This is a genomic window from Corallococcus aberystwythensis, assembly GCF_003612165.1.
In the GTDB taxonomy this organism is placed as follows: Bacteria; Myxococcota; Myxococcia; order Myxococcales; family Myxococcaceae; genus Corallococcus; species Corallococcus aberystwythensis.
Genome location: NZ_RAWK01000196.1, coordinates 1 through 19,792 on the forward strand (window position 1 = coordinate 1; position 19,792 = coordinate 19,792).

14 protein-coding genes and 1 pseudogene are annotated in these 19,792 nt (G+C 70.0%); 9 read left to right on the forward strand and 6 right to left on the reverse strand.

Features of this window, described 5'->3' with window-relative positions:
• The first annotated feature begins 24 nt into the window (after window positions 1-24).
• Genes larAH through D7W81_RS28005 form a run of 3 tightly spaced genes read left to right on the forward strand, consistent with a single transcriptional unit; the run spans window position 25 to window position 7,087 of the window.
• The gene (gene larAH / locus D7W81_RS27995; RefSeq protein ID WP_120558451.1) at window positions 25-1,635 is read left to right on the forward strand and encodes an NPN-dependent hydroxyacid isomerase, LarAH14/15/16 family; all 1,611 of its coding nucleotides are present in this window, start codon (window positions 25-27) and stop codon (window positions 1,633-1,635) included.
• Between the two features lie 17 nt (window positions 1,636-1,652).
• Window positions 1,653-6,062 carry an AMP-binding protein gene (locus D7W81_RS28000; RefSeq protein WP_120558452.1) on the forward strand — a complete coding sequence of 1,470 codons (4,410 nt, stop codon included), beginning with the start codon at window positions 1,653-1,655 and terminating at the stop codon, window positions 6,060-6,062.
• Window positions 6,059-7,087, forward strand: a complete 1,029-nt coding sequence (locus D7W81_RS28005) for an NAD-dependent epimerase/dehydratase family protein (RefSeq protein ID WP_120558453.1) — start codon at window positions 6,059-6,061, stop codon at window positions 7,085-7,087. Before D7W81_RS28000 ends, D7W81_RS28005 begins: the two co-directional genes overlap by 4 nt.
• Before the next feature lie 28 nt (window positions 7,088-7,115).
• On the opposite strand, the gene D7W81_RS42845 is transcribed toward D7W81_RS28005, so the two are convergent.
• Both D7W81_RS42845 and D7W81_RS28010 read right to left on the reverse strand, forming a co-directional pair.
• On the reverse strand, window positions 7,116-7,292 hold the full coding sequence (locus D7W81_RS42845; RefSeq protein ID WP_167508111.1) for a hypothetical protein: 177 nt from the start codon (window positions 7,290-7,292) through the stop codon (window positions 7,116-7,118).
• Between the two features lie 5 nt (window positions 7,293-7,297).
• Window positions 7,298-8,179, reverse strand: a complete 882-nt coding sequence (locus D7W81_RS28010) for a diguanylate cyclase (protein ID WP_120558454.1) — start codon at window positions 8,177-8,179, stop codon at window positions 7,298-7,300.
• Between the two features lie 207 nt (window positions 8,180-8,386).
• On the opposite strand from D7W81_RS28010, the gene glgC reads away from it, so the two are divergent.
• The gene (glgC, locus tag D7W81_RS28015; protein WP_120558455.1) at window positions 8,387-9,616 is read left to right on the forward strand and encodes a glucose-1-phosphate adenylyltransferase; all 1,230 of its coding nucleotides are present in this window, start codon (window positions 8,387-8,389) and stop codon (window positions 9,614-9,616) included.
• 70 nt (window positions 9,617-9,686) lie between these two features.
• Here glgC and D7W81_RS28020 read toward each other — a convergent pair whose 3' ends face one another.
• Both D7W81_RS28020 and add read right to left on the reverse strand, forming a co-directional pair.
• Entirely contained in the window at window positions 9,687-10,160 is a 474-nt protein-coding gene (locus tag D7W81_RS28020) for a hypothetical protein (RefSeq protein WP_120558456.1), read from the reverse strand.
• A 9-nt stretch (window positions 10,161-10,169) separates the two neighbouring features.
• Window positions 10,170-11,333 carry an adenosine deaminase gene (gene add, locus D7W81_RS28025; protein WP_120558457.1) on the reverse strand — a complete coding sequence of 388 codons (1,164 nt, stop codon included), beginning with the start codon at window positions 11,331-11,333 and terminating at the stop codon, window positions 10,170-10,172.
• A 101-nt stretch (window positions 11,334-11,434) separates the two neighbouring features.
• Between add and D7W81_RS28030 the strand changes: the two genes are divergently transcribed.
• Window positions 11,435-12,514, forward strand: a complete 1,080-nt coding sequence (locus D7W81_RS28030) for an outer membrane protein assembly factor BamB family protein (RefSeq protein ID WP_306440915.1) — start codon at window positions 11,435-11,437, stop codon at window positions 12,512-12,514.
• A gap of 25 nt (window positions 12,515-12,539) precedes the next feature.
• On the opposite strand, the gene D7W81_RS28035 is transcribed toward D7W81_RS28030, so the two are convergent.
• The gene (locus D7W81_RS28035; RefSeq protein WP_120558459.1) at window positions 12,540-13,823 is read right to left on the reverse strand and encodes an MFS transporter; all 1,284 of its coding nucleotides are present in this window, start codon (window positions 13,821-13,823) and stop codon (window positions 12,540-12,542) included.
• A 433-nt stretch (window positions 13,824-14,256) separates the two neighbouring features.
• On the opposite strand from D7W81_RS28035, the gene D7W81_RS28045 reads away from it, so the two are divergent.
• The 4 genes from D7W81_RS28045 (at window position 14,257) to D7W81_RS28060 (ending at window position 18,197) form a co-directional block, all read left to right on the forward strand.
• Complete coding sequence (locus tag D7W81_RS28045; RefSeq protein WP_120558461.1) at window positions 14,257-15,336, forward strand: hypothetical protein; 1,080 nt, start codon at window positions 14,257-14,259, stop codon at window positions 15,334-15,336.
• 101 nt (window positions 15,337-15,437) lie between these two features.
• Window positions 15,438-15,971, forward strand: coding sequence for an RNA polymerase sigma factor (locus tag D7W81_RS28050; protein ID WP_120558462.1), 534 nt, complete (start codon window positions 15,438-15,440; stop codon window positions 15,969-15,971).
• Window positions 15,968-16,771 carry a tetratricopeptide repeat protein gene (locus tag D7W81_RS28055; protein ID WP_120558463.1) on the forward strand — a complete coding sequence of 268 codons (804 nt, stop codon included), beginning with the start codon at window positions 15,968-15,970 and terminating at the stop codon, window positions 16,769-16,771. The genes D7W81_RS28050 and D7W81_RS28055 overlap by 4 nt, the downstream gene beginning before the upstream one ends.
• Before the next feature lie 238 nt (window positions 16,772-17,009).
• Window positions 17,010-18,197, forward strand: a complete 1,188-nt coding sequence (locus tag D7W81_RS28060; protein ID WP_120558464.1) for a DUF7305 domain-containing protein — start codon at window positions 17,010-17,012, stop codon at window positions 18,195-18,197.
• A gap of 198 nt (window positions 18,198-18,395) precedes the next feature.
• Here D7W81_RS28060 and D7W81_RS44335 read toward each other — a convergent pair.
• Window positions 18,396-19,792 (reverse strand): annotated as a pseudogene (locus D7W81_RS44335) (hypothetical protein); the annotation flags it as partial.

Genomic DNA, 19,792 nt, shown 5'->3' on the forward strand with positions numbered 1-19,792 from the left:
CCCCTTTCCGCCGTCCCCCCATCCATGCGCCCGCTCAAGACGCTCCAGAAGCTGTACGACGAGGAAAGCCAGGTGGTCATCACGGAGAAGGGCAGCCCCCCGCGGGCGCTCTTCTACGGTGAGGGCTTCCTCCAGGAAGACCTGCCCGTGGGCACCCGGGTCATCTTCCCCCGCCCCCCGCTGGAGGGCGTGCCCAACGTGAAGGCCGCCATCCGCTGGGCCATCAACCACCCGGAGGGCATGGACCCGCTGCACGCGCTGCTCAAGCCCGGCATGCGGCTGACGTGCGTCATCGACGACATCAGCGTCCCCCTGCCGCCCATGGTCACGCCGGACGTGCGCCAGTCCATCCTGGAGGTGGTGCTGGAGCTGTGCGCGGACAGTGGCGTGGATGACGTGCACCTGGTCATCGCCAACGCGCTCCACCGCCGGATGACCGAAGGCGAGATGAAGCGCATGGTGGGCGAGAAGATCTTCGACGCCTACTACCCGGACCGCTACTACAACCACGACGCGGAAGACCCGGACGGGATGACGGAGCTGGAGCGCACCAGCCACAACGAAGTGGTGGCGGTGAACCGGCGCGTCGCGGAGAGCGACCTCATTGTCTACGTGAACATCAACTTCGTGCCCATGAACGGCGGGCACAAGTCCATGGGCACGGGCGTGACGAACTACGCGTCGCTCCGGCACCACCACAACCCGAAGACCATCCGCGAGTCGGACTCCTACATGGAGCCGAAGGCGAGCGCGCTCTACACGAAGAACTCGCGCATCGGCACGGTCATCGACAACACGCTGAAGGTCTTCCACATCGAGACCACGCTGAACAACCGCATGTTCGGCGCGCCCACGGACTTCCTCGCGAAGAAGGAAGAGGACTACACGGAGGCGGACCGGCTGAAGTTCCAGGCCCTGCGCTTCACGCTGTCCAAGCTGCCCCGCGCGGCGGCGCGCAAGGTGCTCAACGCCATCCCCGCGCCCTATGACGTGACGGGCGTGTTCGCGGGAGCCACGGAGCCCACGCACCAGAAGACGCTGGAGCAGAGCTGGAAGCAGTACGTGGTGCCGGTGGAGGGACAGAGCGACATCGTCATCTTCCCCATCCCGTTCGTCAGCCCCTACAGCGTCAACTCCATCCTCAACCCGCTGCTCGTGCAGGTGATGGGGTTGGGGTACTTCTACAACCTCAACCGGGGCGTGCCGCTGGTGAAGAAGGGGGGCGTGCTCATCCTCCTGCACCCGGCCTACGACGAGTTCGACCCCGTGCAGCACCCCAGCTACATCGAGTTCTTCCACCGGCTGCTGCCGGAGACGCGGGACTCCATGAAGCTGGAGCACAAGTACGAGAAGGAGTTCGCGGAGAACCCCAGCTACGTGCACCTGTACCGCAAGGGCAACGCCTACCACGGCGTCCACCCCTTCTACATGTGGTACTGGGGCGAGAACGGCCGCCAGCACGTAGGCAAGGTCATTGTCGCGGGCGCGGAGAACAACCACGTCCCGGCCCTGCTCGGCTGGGACCGCACCGACACCCTCTCCGAGGCGATTGAAGAGGCGCGCGGCTTCATGGGGCGCTCCGCGTCCATCAGCCTGCTGCGCATCGCGCCCACGGTGATGGTGGATGTGAAGTGAAAGGGTCGCACACGGACATGGCCACGCCTCCCCAGCTGAACGTCACCGAGGTCTTCACCGGCAAGCGCATCGTCTTCGTCGGCACCACCGGCTTCGTGGGCAAGGTGACGCTGTCGATGCTGCTGGCCCACTACGGCGACGTGCTGGACCGGGTCTACGTCGTCGTGCGCAAGGGCAGCGCCGCGTCCGCGGAGCGCCGCTTCTTCGACAAGGTGGCGCCCAGCGAGCCCTTCCAGCCGCTGCGCGACCGCCTGGGCGACGACGGCGCCATGGAGTACTTGAAGGCCAAGTGCACCGTCCTGGACGGCGACATCACCGACCCCTTCGTGGGCCTGGAGGAGGCGCAGGTGGCGGCGCTCACCGGGCAGGTGCACGCCATCGTCAACTGCGCGGGCCTGGTCTCCTTCAATCCGTCGCTGGAGGTGGGCCTCAACGTCAACACCCACGGCGTGAAGAACGCGGTGGCGCTGGCGCTGCGCTGGTCCGTCCCGCTCATCCACATGTCCACCGCGTTCGTCGTGGGCAACCGCAGCGGGCTCGTCTTCGAGGACGAGCCGGTGCTGGGCTACTTCCCCAAGCAGGGGGAGATGGATGGGCGTGACTTCAGCCTGGAGCAGGAGCTGGCGGACGCGGACAAGATCGTGGCCCGCCTGCGCGAACAGGCGGATGACAAGGCGCTCACCTCCCTCTTCCGGCAGAAGGCGCTGGACCGCCTGGAGGAGGAGGGCCGCGACGCCACGGATGAGAAGACGCTGCGCCTGGCCGTGGGCCGCGAGCGCAAGCTGTGGCTGTCCGGCGAATTGGTCCGCGCGGGCATGGAGCGCGCGCAGCACTGGGGCTGGCCCAACACGTACACGTACGCCAAGCACCTGGGCGAACAGGTGATGGCGGGGACGCCGGGGCTGCGCTACTCCATCGTGCGGCCCTCCATCGTGGAGAGCGCGGCGCACTTCCCCTTCCCTGGCTGGAACGAAGGCTTCACCACGTCCGCGCCGCTGGCGTACGCGGGCATCAAGGGCCAGCGCGGCATCCCCGCGGGCGACCACGCCATCCTGGACATCATCCCGGTGGACCAGGTGGCGGGCGCCACGCTGGGCATCACCGCGCACGCGATGCAGGTGGAGGAGCGCCGCGTCTACAACCTGGCGTCCGGGGACGTGAACCCGTTCCTCGCCAGCCGCTCCGTGGAGCTGGTGGGTCTGTACCGCCGCCGCTACTACCGCAACCGCGAGACGGGCAACTCGCTGGTCAACGCGCTGCGCTCGCGCATCGAGCCGCAGCCCGTGAGCAAGCAGGAGTTCCAGCTGCTCAGCGCGCCCATGCTGGCGAAGGGCGCGAAGCTGCTCAAGAAGGCCATGGACGAGGTGCGGCCCGCGTGGGGCGCGCCCCGCGTGCAGGCGATGATGGACAAGGCCCGCATCGCGCTGGACGAGGTGGAGTCCCAGGCGGGCAGCCTTGGCGGCCTCATCGAGCTGTTCCTCCCCTTCCTCTGGGAGAACCGCTACGTCTTCCGCTGCGACAACACGCGCTCCGTCTACGAGCGCATGGTGCCGGCGGACCGCGCGAAGATTGACTGGGCGCCGGACCGCATCGACTGGCGCGAGTACTTCCTGGGCACGCACCTGCCCGGCCTGGAGAAGTGGGTGTTCCCGGGCCTGGACGAGGAGCGCGAGAAGCGCACCGCCATCCCCGCGCACCGCGACCTCCTGGAGCTGTTCGAGGCCACCGTGCACGCGTACCGCCACCGCGTGGCGTTCCGCATGGCCGCGGGGGAGAAGGAGGAGCGCTTCACCTTCGGAGAGGTGCACCGCTACGCGGCCCGCGTGGGCAGCTACCTCATGGCCCAGGGCATCAAGCGCGGCGACCGCGTGCTGCTGGTGTCGGAGAACCGGCCCGAGTGGGCCATCAGCTACTTCGGCATCCTGCGCGCCGGTGGCACCGCCGTCCCCGTGGACCCCGCGCTCACGGAGGCAGAGGTCGTCAACATCGCGAAGCGCGCGGCGGCGAAGCAGTGCCTCGTGTCCGAGCAGGCCGCGGAGGACTTCCCCGGCCTCTTCGCGGCGCTGGGTGAAGGCGTGGGCGTGGCGAGCCTCGCGGAGGCCATGACGGGCGACCCGGCGTTCCCGGACCGCATCGGGCCCGTGCGCAAGTCCGCTGGCGCCGACGACGTGGCGAGCGTCATCTTCACCTCCGGCACCACCGGTACGCCCAAGGGCGTGATGCTCACGCACCGCAACTTCGCGGCGCTGGTGGCGAAGCTGGCGGGCGCGTTCGACGTGGGCGTGGGCGACGGCGTGCTGTCCGTGCTGCCCCTGCACCACACGTTCGAGTTCTCCGCCGGCTTCCTCACGCCGTTCATGCGCGGCGCGGAGATCACGTACATCGACGAGCTCACGTCGGACCGGCTGGGTGACGTCTTCGAGACGGGCCGCGTGACGGCGATGATTGGCGTGCCCGCGCTCTGGCAGCTGCTGCACCGGAAGATTACCCAGGAGATGGCCGCGCGCCCGCCGCTGGTGGAGCAGGCGCTCAAGGCGCTGATGGCGGCCAACGGCGAGCTGCGCAACCGCAGCTCCCTCAACCTGGGCAAGCTGTTGTTCTGGCCGGTGCACCGCAAGTTCGGCGGCCGGGTGAAGGTGCTGGTGTCGGGCGGCTCCGCGCTGTCCGAAGAGGTGCACCAGGCATTCCACGAGCTGGGCTTCACCATGCGCGAGGGCTACGGCCTCACGGAGGCCGCGCCGGTGCTGGCGGTGTCCGAGGCCACCAACAAGCGCATCAAGGGCACGGTGGGCAAGGCGCTGCCGGGCATCGAGTTCAAGATTCAGAACCCGGACAACGACGGCATTGGCGAGGTGTTGGCCAAGGGCCCCAACGTGATGGCGGGCTACTTCGGGGACCGCGAGGCCACCGAGGCCGTGGTGAAGGAAGGCTGGCTGCACACCGGCGACCTGGGCCGCATGGATGACGAGGGCCGCCTGTACCTCATGGGCCGCGCCAAGGACGTCATCGTCGACGCCAACGGCAAGAACGTCTACCCGGACGAGCTGGAGGAGCTGTACCAGGAGCACGAGCACATCAAGGAGCTGTCCATCGTCGGCCTGCCGGAGGACGCGGGCGGCGAGAAGGTGGCGTGCCTGTGCGTGCCGGACTTCAAGGACCGTCCGCGGGAAGAGGTGCGCCACGAGTTGGAGGAGCACTTCCGCAAGGTGAGCGCGGGCATGCCCTTCTACCGGCGCGTGAAGGTGCTGCGCTTCTGGGATGGCGAGCTGCCGCGCACGTCCACGCGCAAGGTGAAGCGCAAGCGCGTGGTGGAGGAGCTCCAGCGGCTGGACCGCGTGGCCGCCACCGCGGGCCGCGTGAAGGAGAAGGCGCAGGCGGCGCCCACCACGGGCGGCGTGTCGGACTGGCTGCACCCGCTCGTTGCCGAAGTGTGCCACCGCCCGGTGTCGGACGTGCGGCCGGACGCGCAGCTCATTGGCGACCTGGGCTTCGACTCGCTGATGCTCACGGAGATGTCCGTGGCGCTGGAGGGCGCGGGCGTGCCGCTGCCCGCCATTGAAGACCTGACGCAGGTGCAGACGGTGGAGGACCTGCGCAAGCTGGTGGTGGCCTCCGGACGCCGGCCGTCGCAGGAGACGCGCGCGCGGGACATCAAGAAGGAGGTCGAGCTCGCGGAGGAGGCCGAGATTCCGGTGCCGGAGTCCGTGTCCGCGCTGGGCCGGCAGCTGATGTCCTTCGGGCAGAAGGTGCTCTACGGCGGCGTCTTCGACGTGAAGGTGACGGGCAAGACGTTCATCCCGCAGAACCGCAACTTCCTCGTCATCGCCAACCACGCCAGCCACCTGGACGCGGGGCTGGTGCGCGTGGTGCTGGGTGGCCAGGGCGAGCGGCTGGTGTCGCTGGCCGCGCGCGACTACTTCTTCGACACGCCGCTCAAGCGCGCGTGGTTCGAGAACTTCACGAACCTCATCCCCATCGACCGGCAGGGCAGCCTGCGCGAGTCGCTGCGGGTGGCGGGCGAGGCGCTGCGGCAGGGCTTCAACGTCCTCATCTTCCCGGAGGGCACGCGCTCCAAGACGGGTGAGCTGATGGAGTTCAAGCCGACGCTGGGCTACCTGTCGCTCACCTACGGCGTGGACGTGCTGCCGCTGTACATCCACGGCGCGTACGAAGCGCTGCCCAAGGGCTCCATGTTCCCGAAGACGAAGGAGCTGGAGGTGCACGTGGGCCCGGCGCTGGAGCACGCGTCGCTGAAGGCCCGGGTGCAGGGCATGGCGCGCTCGGAGGGCTACCGCTACGTGACGCACATCGCGGAGGAAGCGGTGCGCGCGCTGAGGGCGGGCAAGGTGCTGGACCTGGAGCAGGTGGGCGCGGACCGGGACTTCACCCCGCCCGCCCGGGCCCTGCCGGAAGGGAAGGACGCGTGAAGCTGCTCGTCACCGGAGGCACGGGTTTCCTGGGCACGCACCTGGTGCCCAGGCTGGTGGAGGCGGGCCACGACGTGCGCCTCATCGCGCGCTCGAAGCCGTCAGGCCCCGCGTTCGCGAAGACGGAAGTGCACCCGGGCGACCTGAAGGACCGGGACGCCGTGCGCCGCGCGCTGGAGGGCGTGGACGCCGTCTACCACCTGGCGGGGCTCGTCTCCTTCCAGAACAAGGACGCGCGGCGGATGTACGAGCTGCACGTGGACTGCACGCGCGAGCTGCTGCGCGACGTGCGCGAAGCGGGCATCCAGCGCGTCATCCTGGGCTCCACCTCCGGCACCATCGCGGTGTCGAAGGAGGACCGCGTGGGCACGGAGGACGACGACTACCCCATCACCACCGTCGCCAACTGGCCCTACTACCTGTCCAAGATTTACGAGGAGAAGCTGGCGCTGGAGTACTGCCGCAAGCACTCCGTTCCGCTCGTGGTGCTCAACCCCAGCCTGCTGATGGGGCCCGGGGATGACCGGCTGTCGTCCACCTGGACGGTGCTGAAGTTCCTCAACCGCGAGATTCCGGCCATGCCCGGCGGCGGCATCTCCTTCGTGGACGCGCGCGACGCGGCGGACGCCTTCGTGCAGGCGCTCACGAAGGGCGAGGTGTACGGCCGCCACCTGATGGGCGTGAACATGGCCATGCCGGACTTCTTCGACCGGCTCCAGCGCCTCACCGGCGTGCCCGCCCCGCGCATGAAGCTGCCGCGCGAGGTGAACATCTGGGGCGGCAGGCTGATGGAGCAGTTCGCGAAGATGCGCGGCACCGTGTCGAAGCTCGACCCGCAGGAGGTCGAGATTGGCGAGCACTTCTTCTACCTGGAGCCCGCCAAGGCCGAGCGCGAGCTGGGCTTCAAGGCGCGCGACGTGCACGAGACGCTGCTCGACACCGTCCAGTACCTCTACGGGAAGATGCCGCCCGGAAGCCTGCCCGGCACCCGCGGCCGGCTGGCCGAGTCGCGCGAAGGCACCTGACGTCTGTTGGAAGGCCGCGCGGCGGGCCCTACGGGTTCGCCGCGCCGCCGTGCACCCGGCCGCCGCTCACGCGCTCCACGAGCCGGGCGGCGTTCGGGTCCGTGTCCTTGCGGTGCCACAGCCAGGCGGCGCCCAGGAACGCAACGCCCAGCAGGACGAGGACAAGCCGCGCCAGGAAGGACGGGCCGCTGCCTGCGTCCGCCATGGCCTTCAGCCCACCACGCGGTTGCGGCCGGTCTTCTTGGCCTTGTAGAGGTTCGCGTCCGCCACCTTGATGAACTGGGACGGCTCCGACATCTCCGAGGCGACTTCCGCCACGCCGATGGAGATGGTGACCGGGATGTCCTTGTCCTCGAAGACGAAGCGCTTGTCCTCCACCAGCTTGCGGATCTTCTCCGCGAACAGGCGCGCCTTGTCCGGACCGTCCTCGGGCATGACGACGGCGAACTCCTCGCCGCCGTAGCGCGCGAAGCACTGCTCGCGGCGCACCAGCCGCTTGATGGACTGGGCCATCTCACGCAGCACGTGGTCACCGGCCAGGTGGCCGTGCACGTCGTTGATCTGCTTGAAGTGGTCGATGTCGAACATCATCAACGACAGCGTGCGCTGGTACCGGTGCGAGCGGCCCATCTCCCGCTCCAGGTACTCCAGGAAGTAGCGCTTGTTGTTGATGCCGGTGAGACCGTCCGCGATGGTCAGCGTGTAGATGGTCTCGTGGTACTGGGTCTCGATGTTGTCGCCATCGAGGAACTTGAAGATGGAGCCGCCCACCTTCACCAGGTCCCCGCTGCGCAGGGGCTGTGCCTGGAGGACCTCCCGGTCGTTGAGGTAGGTGCCGTTGGTGGACTGGAGGTCCTCCACGAACATCTTCCCCTGCCGGCCCCAGATGCGGGCGTGGCGGCGGGACACGTTGTCCAGGTCCACCACGATGTGGTTGTGCTGGTCGCGACCGATGGTGAACTCGGTCTCTTCCAGCACGTACTTCTTGCCCAGCTCAGGGCCGTGGATCTGCACGAGGCAGCACTCAGCGCCGCGCTCGGGTCCCGGGGTGAGGCTGGAGATCTTGGTGACTCGCGTTTGGTCGCCAGACATCGCCTGGCCACGCTAGCACGCAAGGTCCGGGGAAGCCACGCAAGCAAGGAGGACGCACGGGGTTGCGCCCCTCCTCCTACATGCTGGGAAACCGGGAGGTCGTTTCGCTCCCATCCTCCCCGCCCGGTTGGGCACTCAACGGTAAGGCTTGCACGGGCCGCACGGCCATTGTGGGACGGCGGCCGGCGGTTAACGTGGCTGGCACCTATGTCAAAGCTGCTGGCCATGATTCTGGCGGGAGGCGCGGGCACGCGCCTGGAGCCCCTGACCCGTGAGCGCGCGAAGCCCGCGGTCCCGTTCGGCGGGCGCTACCGCATCATCGACTTCGTCCTGTCGAACTTCGCCAACTCCGGCGTGTACCGGATGAAGGTGCTGACCCAGTACAAGAGCGACTCGCTCAACAACCACCTGTCGCGCGCGTGGCGCCTGACGGCGTTCCTGGGTCACTACGTGGAGGCGGTGCCCGCGCAGATGCGCACCGGCGTGGACTGGTACAAGGGCAGCGCGGACGCCATCTACCAGAACCTCAACATCATCACGGACGAGGAGCCGGACCACATCTTCGTCTTCGGCGCGGACCACGTGTACCGGATGGACGTCCGCAAGATGCTGGACTTCCACATCGAGCGGAAGGCCGCGTGCACCGTGGCCGCCATCCCCGTCCCCATCGAGCAGGGGCGCGAGTTCGGCATCATCGACGTGGGGCCGGACGGGCGCATGCTCCAGTTCCTGGAGAAGCCCCAGAACCCGCCGCCCATGCCGGGCAACCCGAAGATGTGCCTGGCGTCCATGGGCAACTACCTCTTCAGCACGGACACGCTGGTGAAGGAGGTGGTGCGCGACGCGGCGGACGAGAAGAGCGCGCACGACTTCGGCAAGTCCATCATCAGCGAGCTGTACAAGCACGAGCCCGTGTACGTGTACGACTTCGCCCAGAACACGGTGGCCGGCCAGGAGGACAAGGAGCGCGGCTACTGGCGGGACGTGGGGAACATCGACGTGTACTACCAGTCCAACATGGACCTGGTGGAGGTGGACCCGACCTTCAACCTGTACAACGACCGCTGGCCCATCATCACCCAGCCCAACAACTACCCGCCGGCGAAGTTCGTCTTCGCGGACCGGGAGAACAAGCGCGTGGGCGCCGCGACGGACTCGCTGGTGGCGGAGGGCTGCATCATCTCCGGCGGCAGCGTGCACCGCTCGGTGCTGTCGCCCAAGGTGCGGGTGAACTCGTATTCGGAGGTGGAGGACTCCATCCTCTTCGAGAACGTCACCATCGGCCGGCGGTGCCGCATCAAGCGGGCCATCATCGACAAGAACGTGGAGATTCCGCCCGGGATGACCATTGGCTACGACCCGGTGGAGGACAAGCGCCGCTTCCACGTCACGTCCGGCGGCGTCGTCGTCATCCCCAAGGGGATGAAGGTCACCTGACCGGCGGCGGCGGTACTGCCAGCGGGCGCTCCCGGAGACACTTCCGGGGCGCCCGTTCTGCTTTCGTGCGCTAGCGGAACGCGGCCTTCACGTCCGGCCGGTTGAGCACGATGACGGACCAGATGCCGGGGATGAGGCTCAGGCCGCAGCAGGGACCGCAGCACGGGATGCAGCAGAGGATGGCGGCCGTCATGGCCAGCCCGTAGCTCTGGAGGTTCTTCATCTTCCAGGCGCCCAGGATGACCAACCCGCAGACGACGAGCGACGGAAGCTGGCTGAAGATGCGGAAGCTGGGGGAGCGCATCATGTCCACCAGGCCGCTGAGCTTGTCCCGGAGCTCGGGCGGGTATTGCTCCAGGGCCGTGTCGATGGCGGTCATCTGCTCCGCGGTGCCCGCGGAGCCCACCATCCCGTAGAGCGAGTACAGGGCCCAGAGCCCGGCCAGCACCATCATCAGGATGGCGGGGACGGTGAGGTCCTGGGCGGCCTTCGCGCGCGAGGGGTTGAAGTCCGGCGCGGGGGGAATGTCGTGGGTTTCGTTCATGGCGTGGGGTCAGGCCGGCTGGCGCATGGCCGCGACGGGGCGCTTCTCGAAGGCGGCGAGCGTGGTGGCGATTTCCTGGTTCACCTGCCGCAGCATGTCCTGCTTCTCCCGGAACGGGAGGAAGGCGCTCTTGAAGCCGGACACGATGATGGTGGTGAGGTCCTCCAGCGACAGGCCCAGCTCGCGGTGGGCGAGCCACAGCTCCTTCGTCACCGTGGTGTCGGTGATGAGGCGGTTGTCGGTGTTGATGGTCACCCGCAGGCCGTAGTCGAAATAGAACTTGAGCGGGTGGGACTCCAGCGAGGACACCGCGCCCGTCTGGACGTTGGAGGACGGGCAGACCTCCATGGGGATGCGGTGGTCGTTGACGTAGTTGAGCAGGTCCCCGTCCTCGCGCAGCCGGGTGCCGTGGCCGATGCGGTGCGCGCCCAGCGAGTGGATGGCCTGGGAGATGGACTCCGGGCCGTAGGCCTCACCGGCGTGGGCGGTGCAGTTGACGTTGTTCTTCAGGATGAGCCGGAAGGCGTCCAGGTGGTCCTTGGCGGGGAAGCTGGCCTCCGCGCCCGCCAGGTCGAAGCCCACGACGCCGCGGTTCTTGTACGCCACGGACAGCTCCGCCAGGCGCATGGACGTCTGCGGGTTGATGTGGCGGATGCCGCAGACGATGACGGCGCACTTGATGCCCGTCTCGCGCTTGGCGGCGCGCAGGCCCTCCAGCACGGAGTCGATGACGGTGGTCATCTTCAGGCCCTTCTGCAGGTGCAGCGCGGGCGAGTAGCGCACCTCCAGCCAGCGCACGTTCTCCGCGGCGGCGTCCACGGCCAGCTCGTACGCGGCGCGGTAGAGGGACTCCGCCGTCTGGAGCACGGAGAGCGTCACGTCGAACGCGACGAGGTACTCCTCCAGGCTCTTGCACACCTGGCCCATGTGGATGGCCTTGGCGAGGCCGTCCTCGGTGTCCGCCATGAGCTTGATCTTCTGCTGCTCCGCCAGCTCCAGGATGGTCTTGAGCCGCATGGACCCATCCAGGTGGCAGTGCAGGTCCGTCTTGGGGAGCGCGTGGAGCAGCTCCTCCGTCACCGCCAGCGTGGGGGGCGGGATGATGTCCGTGCGCCGGGCGGATGAAGGGATGCCGGTGGCGTTGGGGGTTTCGTCGTCACGAATCGTGGGCATGGTCGAAGTTCCTCGCTTGCGTCATCCTCCCCCAAACCATGCCGTCTCGCGTCTGTCCACGCCCCCTCCTGGTGCCCTGCCTGACGTTGACGCTGGCCGTCATGGCGTGCCAGCGGTCGCCGGTGGAGCCGGCCTTCCAGTATTCCAGCAATGCGTCCTCCCGGACGGGGCTGACGGCCCTGGCGGACGGGGTGCTCCTGGGCAACGAGGCGGGCGCGGTGGTGCGCCTGGACCGCGAGGGCCGGCCGGTGTGGACCGCCCGGCTGGGCCGCGAGGTGGCGGCGGCCCCCGCCCTGGCGGGCGACAGCGTCATCGTGGGGACGGTGGCGGGGGAGCTGGCCTGTCTGTCGCTCCTGGACGGCAAGGAGCGCTGGCGCCTGGGAGGCGAGCCCCCCGTGCTGACACCGCCCGTGGTGGACGACGCGGAGCGCACCGTCTTCCTGGTGGCGCCCGACGGGGCCGTGCACGCCCTGGCGGTGGACTCCGGGCAGGCGCGCTGGAAGCGGCCGGCGCCCCGGGCCCCGGCGATGGCCCAGCCGGCGCAGGCTCCGGGGGCCGCGCCGGTGAAATCCTTGGAGCCGCAGGTGTCGGTGGCCCCGGCGCTCCGGGCGGCGCCGGTGGTGCTGGGGGACGTGGTGGTGGTGCCGCTCGAGTCCGGGCTGTGGGCGCTGGACGTGGAGAGCGGTGAGCCGCGCTGGTCCAGGCCGGTGACGGACGTGGTGGGGCTGGACTCGGAGCGCGACACCGTCTTCGTGGCCACGCGGCCGGGCCAGGTGCTGGCGCTGTCGGTGAAGGACGGCGGCACGCGCTGGGAGCAGCGCTTCGCGGACGGACTGACGGGCCCGCCCGCGCGGGCGCTGGGCGCGCTGTGGGTGGGCGCCGGGCCGTCGTCGCTGGTGGGGCTGTCCACCGCGGAGGGCCGGGAGGTGGCGCGGGTGGCGCTGCCTTCGCCGCTGGTGGGCCGGGTGCAGGTGGGGCTGGAGGACCTGTTGCTGGTGCCCACGTCCGGGCGCGAGGGACAGCTGGTCGCGCTCCGGGCGCCGGGCTGGACGCCCGCGTTCACGGTGCGGGCGGACACGCCGCTGCGCACGCGGCCGGTGGTGCGCGGTGCGCGGGTGTTCGTGCTGGGGCTGGACGGCCGCGTGCTGGCGTGGCGGCTGCGGGTGCCACCGGCCCCCTAAGGGCCATGTGACGGCTGCGTGGGGGCTACGCTCCGGAGCCGGTGCCGCGGACGTCCACGTTCGCGTTCGCGTTCGCGTTCGCGCTGCTGGCGGACTCCACGTAGTCCAGGTCGCGGTGGAAGGTCTCCGCCAGCCGCGCGAGGGCCACGAGCGCGAGGACGAAGCAGACCGCGCCCACGGCGAGCGCCGCATGCGCCACGCCCAGGGAGCCCTTGAGCTGGCCGAAGGCGGTGGCGGCGAGCACCGCGGAGCCGCGCACGAAGTTGGGCACCGACGTCGCCACGGTGGCGCGGATGTTGGTGCCGAACTGCTCGGCGGCCATGGTGACGAGCACCGCCCAGTAGCCCACGCTCAGGCCAATGAGGAAGGTCAGCGCGTAGACGAGCGTCGGGGTGAGGCCCGGCATGAGCCCGTACACGAGCACCAGCGCGAACCAGGCGCACAGGCTGAAGCCCACGGCGCGCTTGCGGCTCTGGAGCCACTGGCTCAGCACGCCGGACGCGAGGTCCCCCAGCGTCAGGCCCACGCTGCCGAAGAGGATGGCATTGCCCGCCGTCACGGTGCCCTGCACGTGGAGTCCCGCCGTCAGCTCCGGGGCGAAGACGAAGAGGATGCCGGTGGTGAAGTAGATGGGCACGCCCACGAGGATGCAGCCCAGGTATTTGGGGAAGCGGCCGCCCGTGAGGAGCAGGAGCGCGTTCCCCTTCGCGGGGCCGGAGCGCTGGGTGAAGAGGACGGACTCGGACACCTTGAAGCGCGCGAAGAGGAGCGTCAGGCCCAGCACGCCGCCCGTCACGTAGGCCGTCTTCCAGTGCAGGTGCTGCGCGACGAGCGCCGCGACGACGACGCCCAGCATGCCCAGCGTGGCGACGACGGTGGTGCCCAGGCCGCGCTTCTCCCTGGGCAGGGACTCCGCGACCAGGGTGATGGCCGCGCCCAGCTCGCCCGCGAGTCCCAGGCCCCCGAAGAAGCGGCAGGCGGCGTAGCTGTTCACGTCCCAGACGAAGGGGTTCAGCAGGTTCGCCGCCGAGTACAGGAGGATGGAGCCGAACATCACCGACAGCCGTCCCCGCTTGTCCCCGAGCAGGCCCCAGAAGAGGCCGCCCACCATCATCCCCGCCATCTGCGCGTTGTAGATGAAGAGCCCCTTCTGGAAGATGTCCGAGGGGTCCGTGAGGCCCAGGTCCTTCAGCGACGCGACGCGCACCACGCCGAAGAGCGTGATGTCGAAGAGGTCCACGAAGTAGCCCAGCCCCGCCACGAGGACGGTGAGGTTCAGGACCGAGCGCAGTTCCCGGAGGCGGTTCATGGCGCGCGCCGCCCCATGCCCCAGATTGAAGTCCGCATGGCCGCCACCCTACCGTTTCCTGTTCACGCGGACGGGCGCATTCCTCGTGTGCAACCTGGGGGGCCGCTCGCTGTACCTCGTCGGGCACGGCGACGGGACCTGGCGGCGCTCCACCAACCTCGTGCAACAGAGGGGCGACGCGTTGGAGGACGAGAAGTTCCTCCACACGCTGGAACCCCTCGTCCTCCAGGGACTGGCGCTGAAACGGCGGGCCCGCAAGGTCACCGTCCAGGCCCGTCCCCAAATACAGACATCCCCGTGCCGGCCCGCCTCCGGGTCCGGGCGGACGGGCATGGGTGGCTCCCGTCCTCCCGCCGTCCCCACCCGAGCGTGACAGGCGATCCACACGTAGCGGGCCTTCCAGAAGAATTCCCTGGAAGGTAGGTTTTACCGCATGTCCCTGTTGGAGGCCGTGGCGTGGCAGCGCGTGGTGGTGCTGGCCCTGATGCTGGCGCTGGGGAATCCCGCGTGGGCGGCCGGGCCGTGGCGAGCGGTCGCGCGCGTGGCCTCCTCCGAGGACCGCGCACTGCTGGAGCGGGTGCGGGGGCAGAGCAGCGACCTTCCCGTGGTGCTGGAGGCGGAAGCAGGCGCGGCCATGGACTCGAGCCCCGATGGCGCGTGGCGTGAGGCGGAGCGGATCGCCTTGCGACAGGCCGCTCGTGCGGTGCTGTGGTTCACGCGTGAGGGGGCGGAGCTGCGCGTGTCGGTGGCGGCGCCGCGCACGGGTCACCTGTTCGTGCGGGCCGCGCGGGTGGAGGGCGCGCCGGAGACGCTGACGTGGTCCGTGGGCGCGGAGGCCCTGGCGTTGACGGTGCGTTCGGCGCTGCGCGCGGTGGAGGCGGGTGAGCCGCTGGGCGAAGTCGTCGCGCCCCCGCCACCACCTCCCGGGGTGGCGGCGCCTCCTCCCCTTCCGCCCGCCGCGCCGGCTCCGGGGGCCGAGGCGCAGGCGGACGGGGCCTTCTTGCAGGTGGGCCTGCACGCGGCACTGGACGGCTATCACCCGGGAGGACAGCAGGGCCTGTCCGTGGGCGTGGGGTGGACGGGCCGGGTGCTGCGCCTGCGCGCGCAGGTGCTGGCGTCGCTGCCGGTGCACCTGCGGGACGCGTACACGGACCTCCGATTGGCGCAGGGAGCGGCGCTGGTGTGGGCGGACGTGCCCTTCGTGAAGGCGGGCGCGTGGGAGGGCACGGTGGGCCTGGGAGCGGGCGTCGCGGGCTTCTGGCGGCACACGGAGGCCCTGGCCCCGGAGGTGGAGCCCGCGCCCTCGCGGTTCGTGGCGGCCTTCGTCGTGGGGCCGGCGGTGCGCGTGGCCTGGCGGTGGGGGCCGGCGCTCGCGTTGGAGGCGGCGCTGTCGGGCGAGGTGCTCCTGGGGCGGCCCCGGCTGGGCTACGCGGTGGATGGCGGCTTCGTGCTCCGGGAGGACGGCGCGTCCGTGCGTCCCCGACTGGGAGTGGGGATGGTGATTTTTCCGTGAGCACCGATGACCCGATTTCGCGGCGCCCCTCCTCCTTGCCGGACATGAGGAGCTCGGGCTCACATGCGACCGTCGCGCCCCGTGGCGAGGACGCCCGGCTGATGGCGGCCATGCGCGGACAGCGTGACGCGACCGAGTCCCTGCTCCTGGAGCTGCTCCCCCGCGTGCGCAACCTGGTGCGCTACCTGGTGCGGGGGGACTCGGACGTGGAGGACATCGCCCAGGAGTCGCTCATCGCGCTGGTGCGGGGCCTGCCCACCTATCGCGGCGACGGGCGTTTTCACGGCTGGGTGGACCGGGTGGTGGTGCGCACCACGTTCGCGTGGCTCAAGCGTTCACGCGGCCGCGAGGCCCGCTACAGTGGAGACCCGGTGGAGTTGTTGGCGGTGCCGTCCGACGAAGCGCCGGCGGACGAATATCTGCACCGCCGTCACCTGGTGGCGTTACTGGACAAGCTGTCCACGGAGCAGCGGCACGCGCTGGTGCTGCACCACGTCCTGGAATTGAGCGTGCAGGAGATTTCGACAGAGCTGGGCATCCCCTTCGAGACCGTGCGCAGCCGGCTGCGCCTGGGACGCACCGCCCTGCGCGCGCTGGCCTCGGACGGCGAGACGCCAGAGGGGGAGTCGTCATGAGCTCCCGCCCCCCCGACGACGGTGACGCGGAGCCGCTGGACGGTTTGCTGCGGCCCCTGGATGACGGCAGTGGCCCCGCGCGGCGGCTGTCCCGGCAGCGGTCGAGCGCGCTCGTCCAGGCGGCGTTGGACGCGGCGCTCCAGCAGGCGCCGGAGCCTCCGCGAAGACGCAGGCGGCCTCCCGTGTGGTTGATGGCGGGCGCGGCGCTCGTCTTCACGGGGGCCGCGGCCGCCGCCGTGTGGCGCTACTCGCTCCCCGCGCAGCCGCCCCCGGTGGTGCTGAAGCCGGCCGTGCCGGAGCCGGCGCGGGTGGCCACGCTGGAGCCGGTGCCCCTGCCTCCCAAGCCGGCTCCGTCCGAGCCCTTCGCCATCGAGCATCCCCGTCCCCTGCGTCCGAGCATCGCGGTGAAGGAGTCGTCGAAGCCGGAGGACCTGCTGCGGCAGGCCAACGCGTTTCGTTCCGCGGGGAAGTGGACGGAGGCGGAAGGGCTGTACCTGCGCGTCATCCGCGCGGAGCCGTCGTCACTGGCCGCGTATGTCGCGCGCGTGGCGTCAGGGTCGCTGCGGCTGGAGCACCTGGGGGACGCGCGAGGCGCCCTGCGCCAGTTCCAGGACGCGGTGCGATTGCAACCCGGTGGCATGTTGGATCCGGAGGCACGCCACGGTGTGGCCGAGGCGCACCGAGCCCTGGGCGACACGGTGGCGGAGGCCCGGGCGCTGGGTGAGTTCCTCACGCTGCATCCGGACTCGCCGCTGAGTGCGGCGTCGCGAGCACGGCTTCAGGAGCTGTCGCCGCCATGAGGTCGCGGCCCGCCGTGGAGCACCGCGCGTCGAGGCACGGACTGTCCCCCAGGCCTCCGGACATGAATCCTGTCCCCCTGGATGCGCAGCGAGCCTCCCGCGGGGACCGCCCATCAGCGGCGCACCGCACGAACCGGTCCGCCAGTCGGACCGGTTTGGAGAATCGCGTCACCCGCCGTGGCCGGGGGCATCCATGCCTTCCCAACAGCGAAGCATGGCGCGGCCCGGTGCCAGGCGAATGAGCCCCGGCATTGCTCGCGTCCTGACGTGGCCCTTGCTGCTGGGCGCGGCGTGCACGGTCAGCGACCCCGTGGCCACGCTGCGTTCCCCCGACACGGGGACCGGCGTTCCGGACGAATGGGCCGAGCACTGCGCGGGCAGCGGGCCTCCGCTCATGCTGGGGAATCCGGCGTCGGGGCCCCTCGCGTGCAGCGGGCGGCTGGCGGAGACCCTGTTCCGCCGCGCGGCGTGCTCCTGCGAAGGGTTGTCCCTCAGCGCTCCATTCACCGTGGATGCGTTCCGGAGCACGGCGGGCCCCTACGCTCCGGGTGGCACGGGCGGCGACGTGGGCGTGAACGGCGGCTTGTCCGCGAACGACCGTGTCACGGTGGGCGGCTCGCTCCAGGTGGGTGGCGTCCAGCTCAGCAGCCCCCTCACCGTCGGCGGTAGCCTGGACAGCAACGGGCCCCTCTCTGGTCCGGGCACGTCCGCCATCGTGGCCGGTGACGCGCGGGTGAATGGAGACGTGGCGCTCGCCGCGCTCACCGTGGGCGGCGTGCTCACCGTTCCTCCGGAGTTCTCTCCCGGTCCCGCCCAGGCCGCCGAGCTGCGCCGGGAGCCCGTGCCCGCCGTCATGCCCTGCGACTGCGCCGAGGGCTCCCGCTTCGACCCGGCCGCACTCATCGCCCACCACACCGTGGACAACGACAACGCGGCCATCGGCCTGGAGCCGGCGACGCTGACGGACGTGACCGGCGAGCGGGTGCTGGAGCTGCCCTGTGGCCGCTTCCTGCTGACCCGCATCGCGGGGCCGGGTCACGCCACGCTGCGCATCCGAGGCCGCACCGCGCTGTTCATCCCCGGCGGCGTGGATCTGATGGAAGCGCTCACCGTGGACGTGCAGCCTCCGGGCGAACTGGACCTCTTCCTCGCGGGGGGCTTCATCGTGTCCGGCCAGCTCACGCTGGGCTCCGCCGCCCTGCCCTCGCGCGTTCGAGTCTACGTCGCGGGTACCCAGGCGCTGGACATCTCGGCAGGCAGCACGCTCGCCGGCAACCTCTACGCGCCCCAGGCCCAGCTCAACTTGAGCGGCAACGCCGAGGTCTTCGGCTCGCTGTTCGTGCGCCACCTCGAAGCGTCCGGCGCGGTGCAGGTGCACCACGACGCGGACGTGCTCGACGTGGGCGCCGCGTGCCCCGCCGGATAGGAGAGAGCCAGAAGCCCGTTGATACGTCCGGCGCGGAAGCACGGTTTGGGCGGATGAGCCTGACGTCAACCGCGCAGGCGCTCCCATCAGGCCATGGCGTGCAATGGCGCCATGAGCGAGCGGACCGCGAAAGAGGGTGGCCGCTCGCGAAGCCGTGGAGCCCAGGAAATGGGCAATGAAGTGCCACAGGCGCGCAGTTCAGCAATCCAAGCGACCCTGGGTGACGTGAAGCGGTCCATCCCCGTCGTGCCCCGCCTCGTGGGTATGCCCGCAGAAGTCCGAGGATGGAGCCTCAGGCGGAATGCCTCCCTCCAGAGACGAAGCGTCCCAACCTGCCCGGCAGTCGGACAGGTTGCCCGGGGTCGTGCTCGTCACGTCCCCTCCGGTGCACTTCCCATATGGCTCGCAGGGTGCGGCCCCCGGGGCGGAGGGAACCAGCAGTTCCCTGCTGTCGGTCTCCGAGGGGAACGTGTGCCCATCGGCACGAGGTGCAACCCCAAGCGCCCCGAAGTCCTCGGCGGCCGGCGCGAGTCGGCCAAGGCCACGCTGCTCATCGCAGGAGCGTGCATCAGACGCCTCGTCCTGTGCGGTGATTGATGCAGGGACGCCGAGGCCACGCTCCCGAACAAAGGGCTGTACCTCATACGCATCGTCCTGCCCGGTGGCTGGCGGGGGGCCGCCGAGGTCAAGCGTCTCAAGATAGGACTGTGCCTCGAACGCATCGTCCCGAGCTGTAGCTGACGCGGAGGCGCGGAGATCATGCTCCTCGACGCAGGAGTGTGCCTCGGGCGCATCGTCCTGCGCGGAGCCTGACGCGGGGGCGCGGAGATCATGTTCCTCGACGCAGGAGTGTGCCTCGAGCGCATCATCTTGCGCGGTGGCTGATGCGGGAGCGCGGAGACCCTGCGCGTTGACGCAGGAGTGTGCCTCGGACGCATCGTCTTGCGCGGTGGCTGATGCGGAAGCGCGGAGACCCTGCGCGTTGACGCAGGAGTGTGCCTCGGGCGCATCGTCTTGCGCGGAGCCTGACGCGGGAGCGCCGTGGCTGCACTCCTGGGCATGAGGGGCTTCGGGGGCCGCCTGCTCCCGAGGGACAGGAGCGAGTTGGTCCAGCACAAGCTCATCGTACGTCTTCATCAGCGCCGGCAGTTGGTGCTGAAGCGCCTGCACGTCGCGCGCATACAGCGCATCCAACGCGCAGATGACCCACTGGCGCATCGCATCGCCGCCCATGAAGGGCAGCAGCCGGTCCGAGATGCCCCGGAAGGCCCGCTGCAGCGACTGGATGAGGAGCAGGTGCCCGGGCCGTGAAGCCACCTGGGCACAGAGCCGCAGCAACTCAAACTCCAACTGCGCGCAGCGCTCCTTGGGGTGGTACCAGCGCGCCGCGTCCTGGAGCGCGTAGCAGGTGCTCTCCAGCGGCCCCATGGCCACGGCGGAGGCATTCGCGCAGCAGTCGGAAAGCAGTTCCACCAGCACCTGCCGCTTGAGGCTGAAGAAGCCCTCCAGCAGCCGCCGGGACTCCTGGGTGCGCGTGTCATGCAGCGCCAGTCCCAGGTTCTCCAGCGTCAGCGACTCGTCCAGCGCCACCGCGC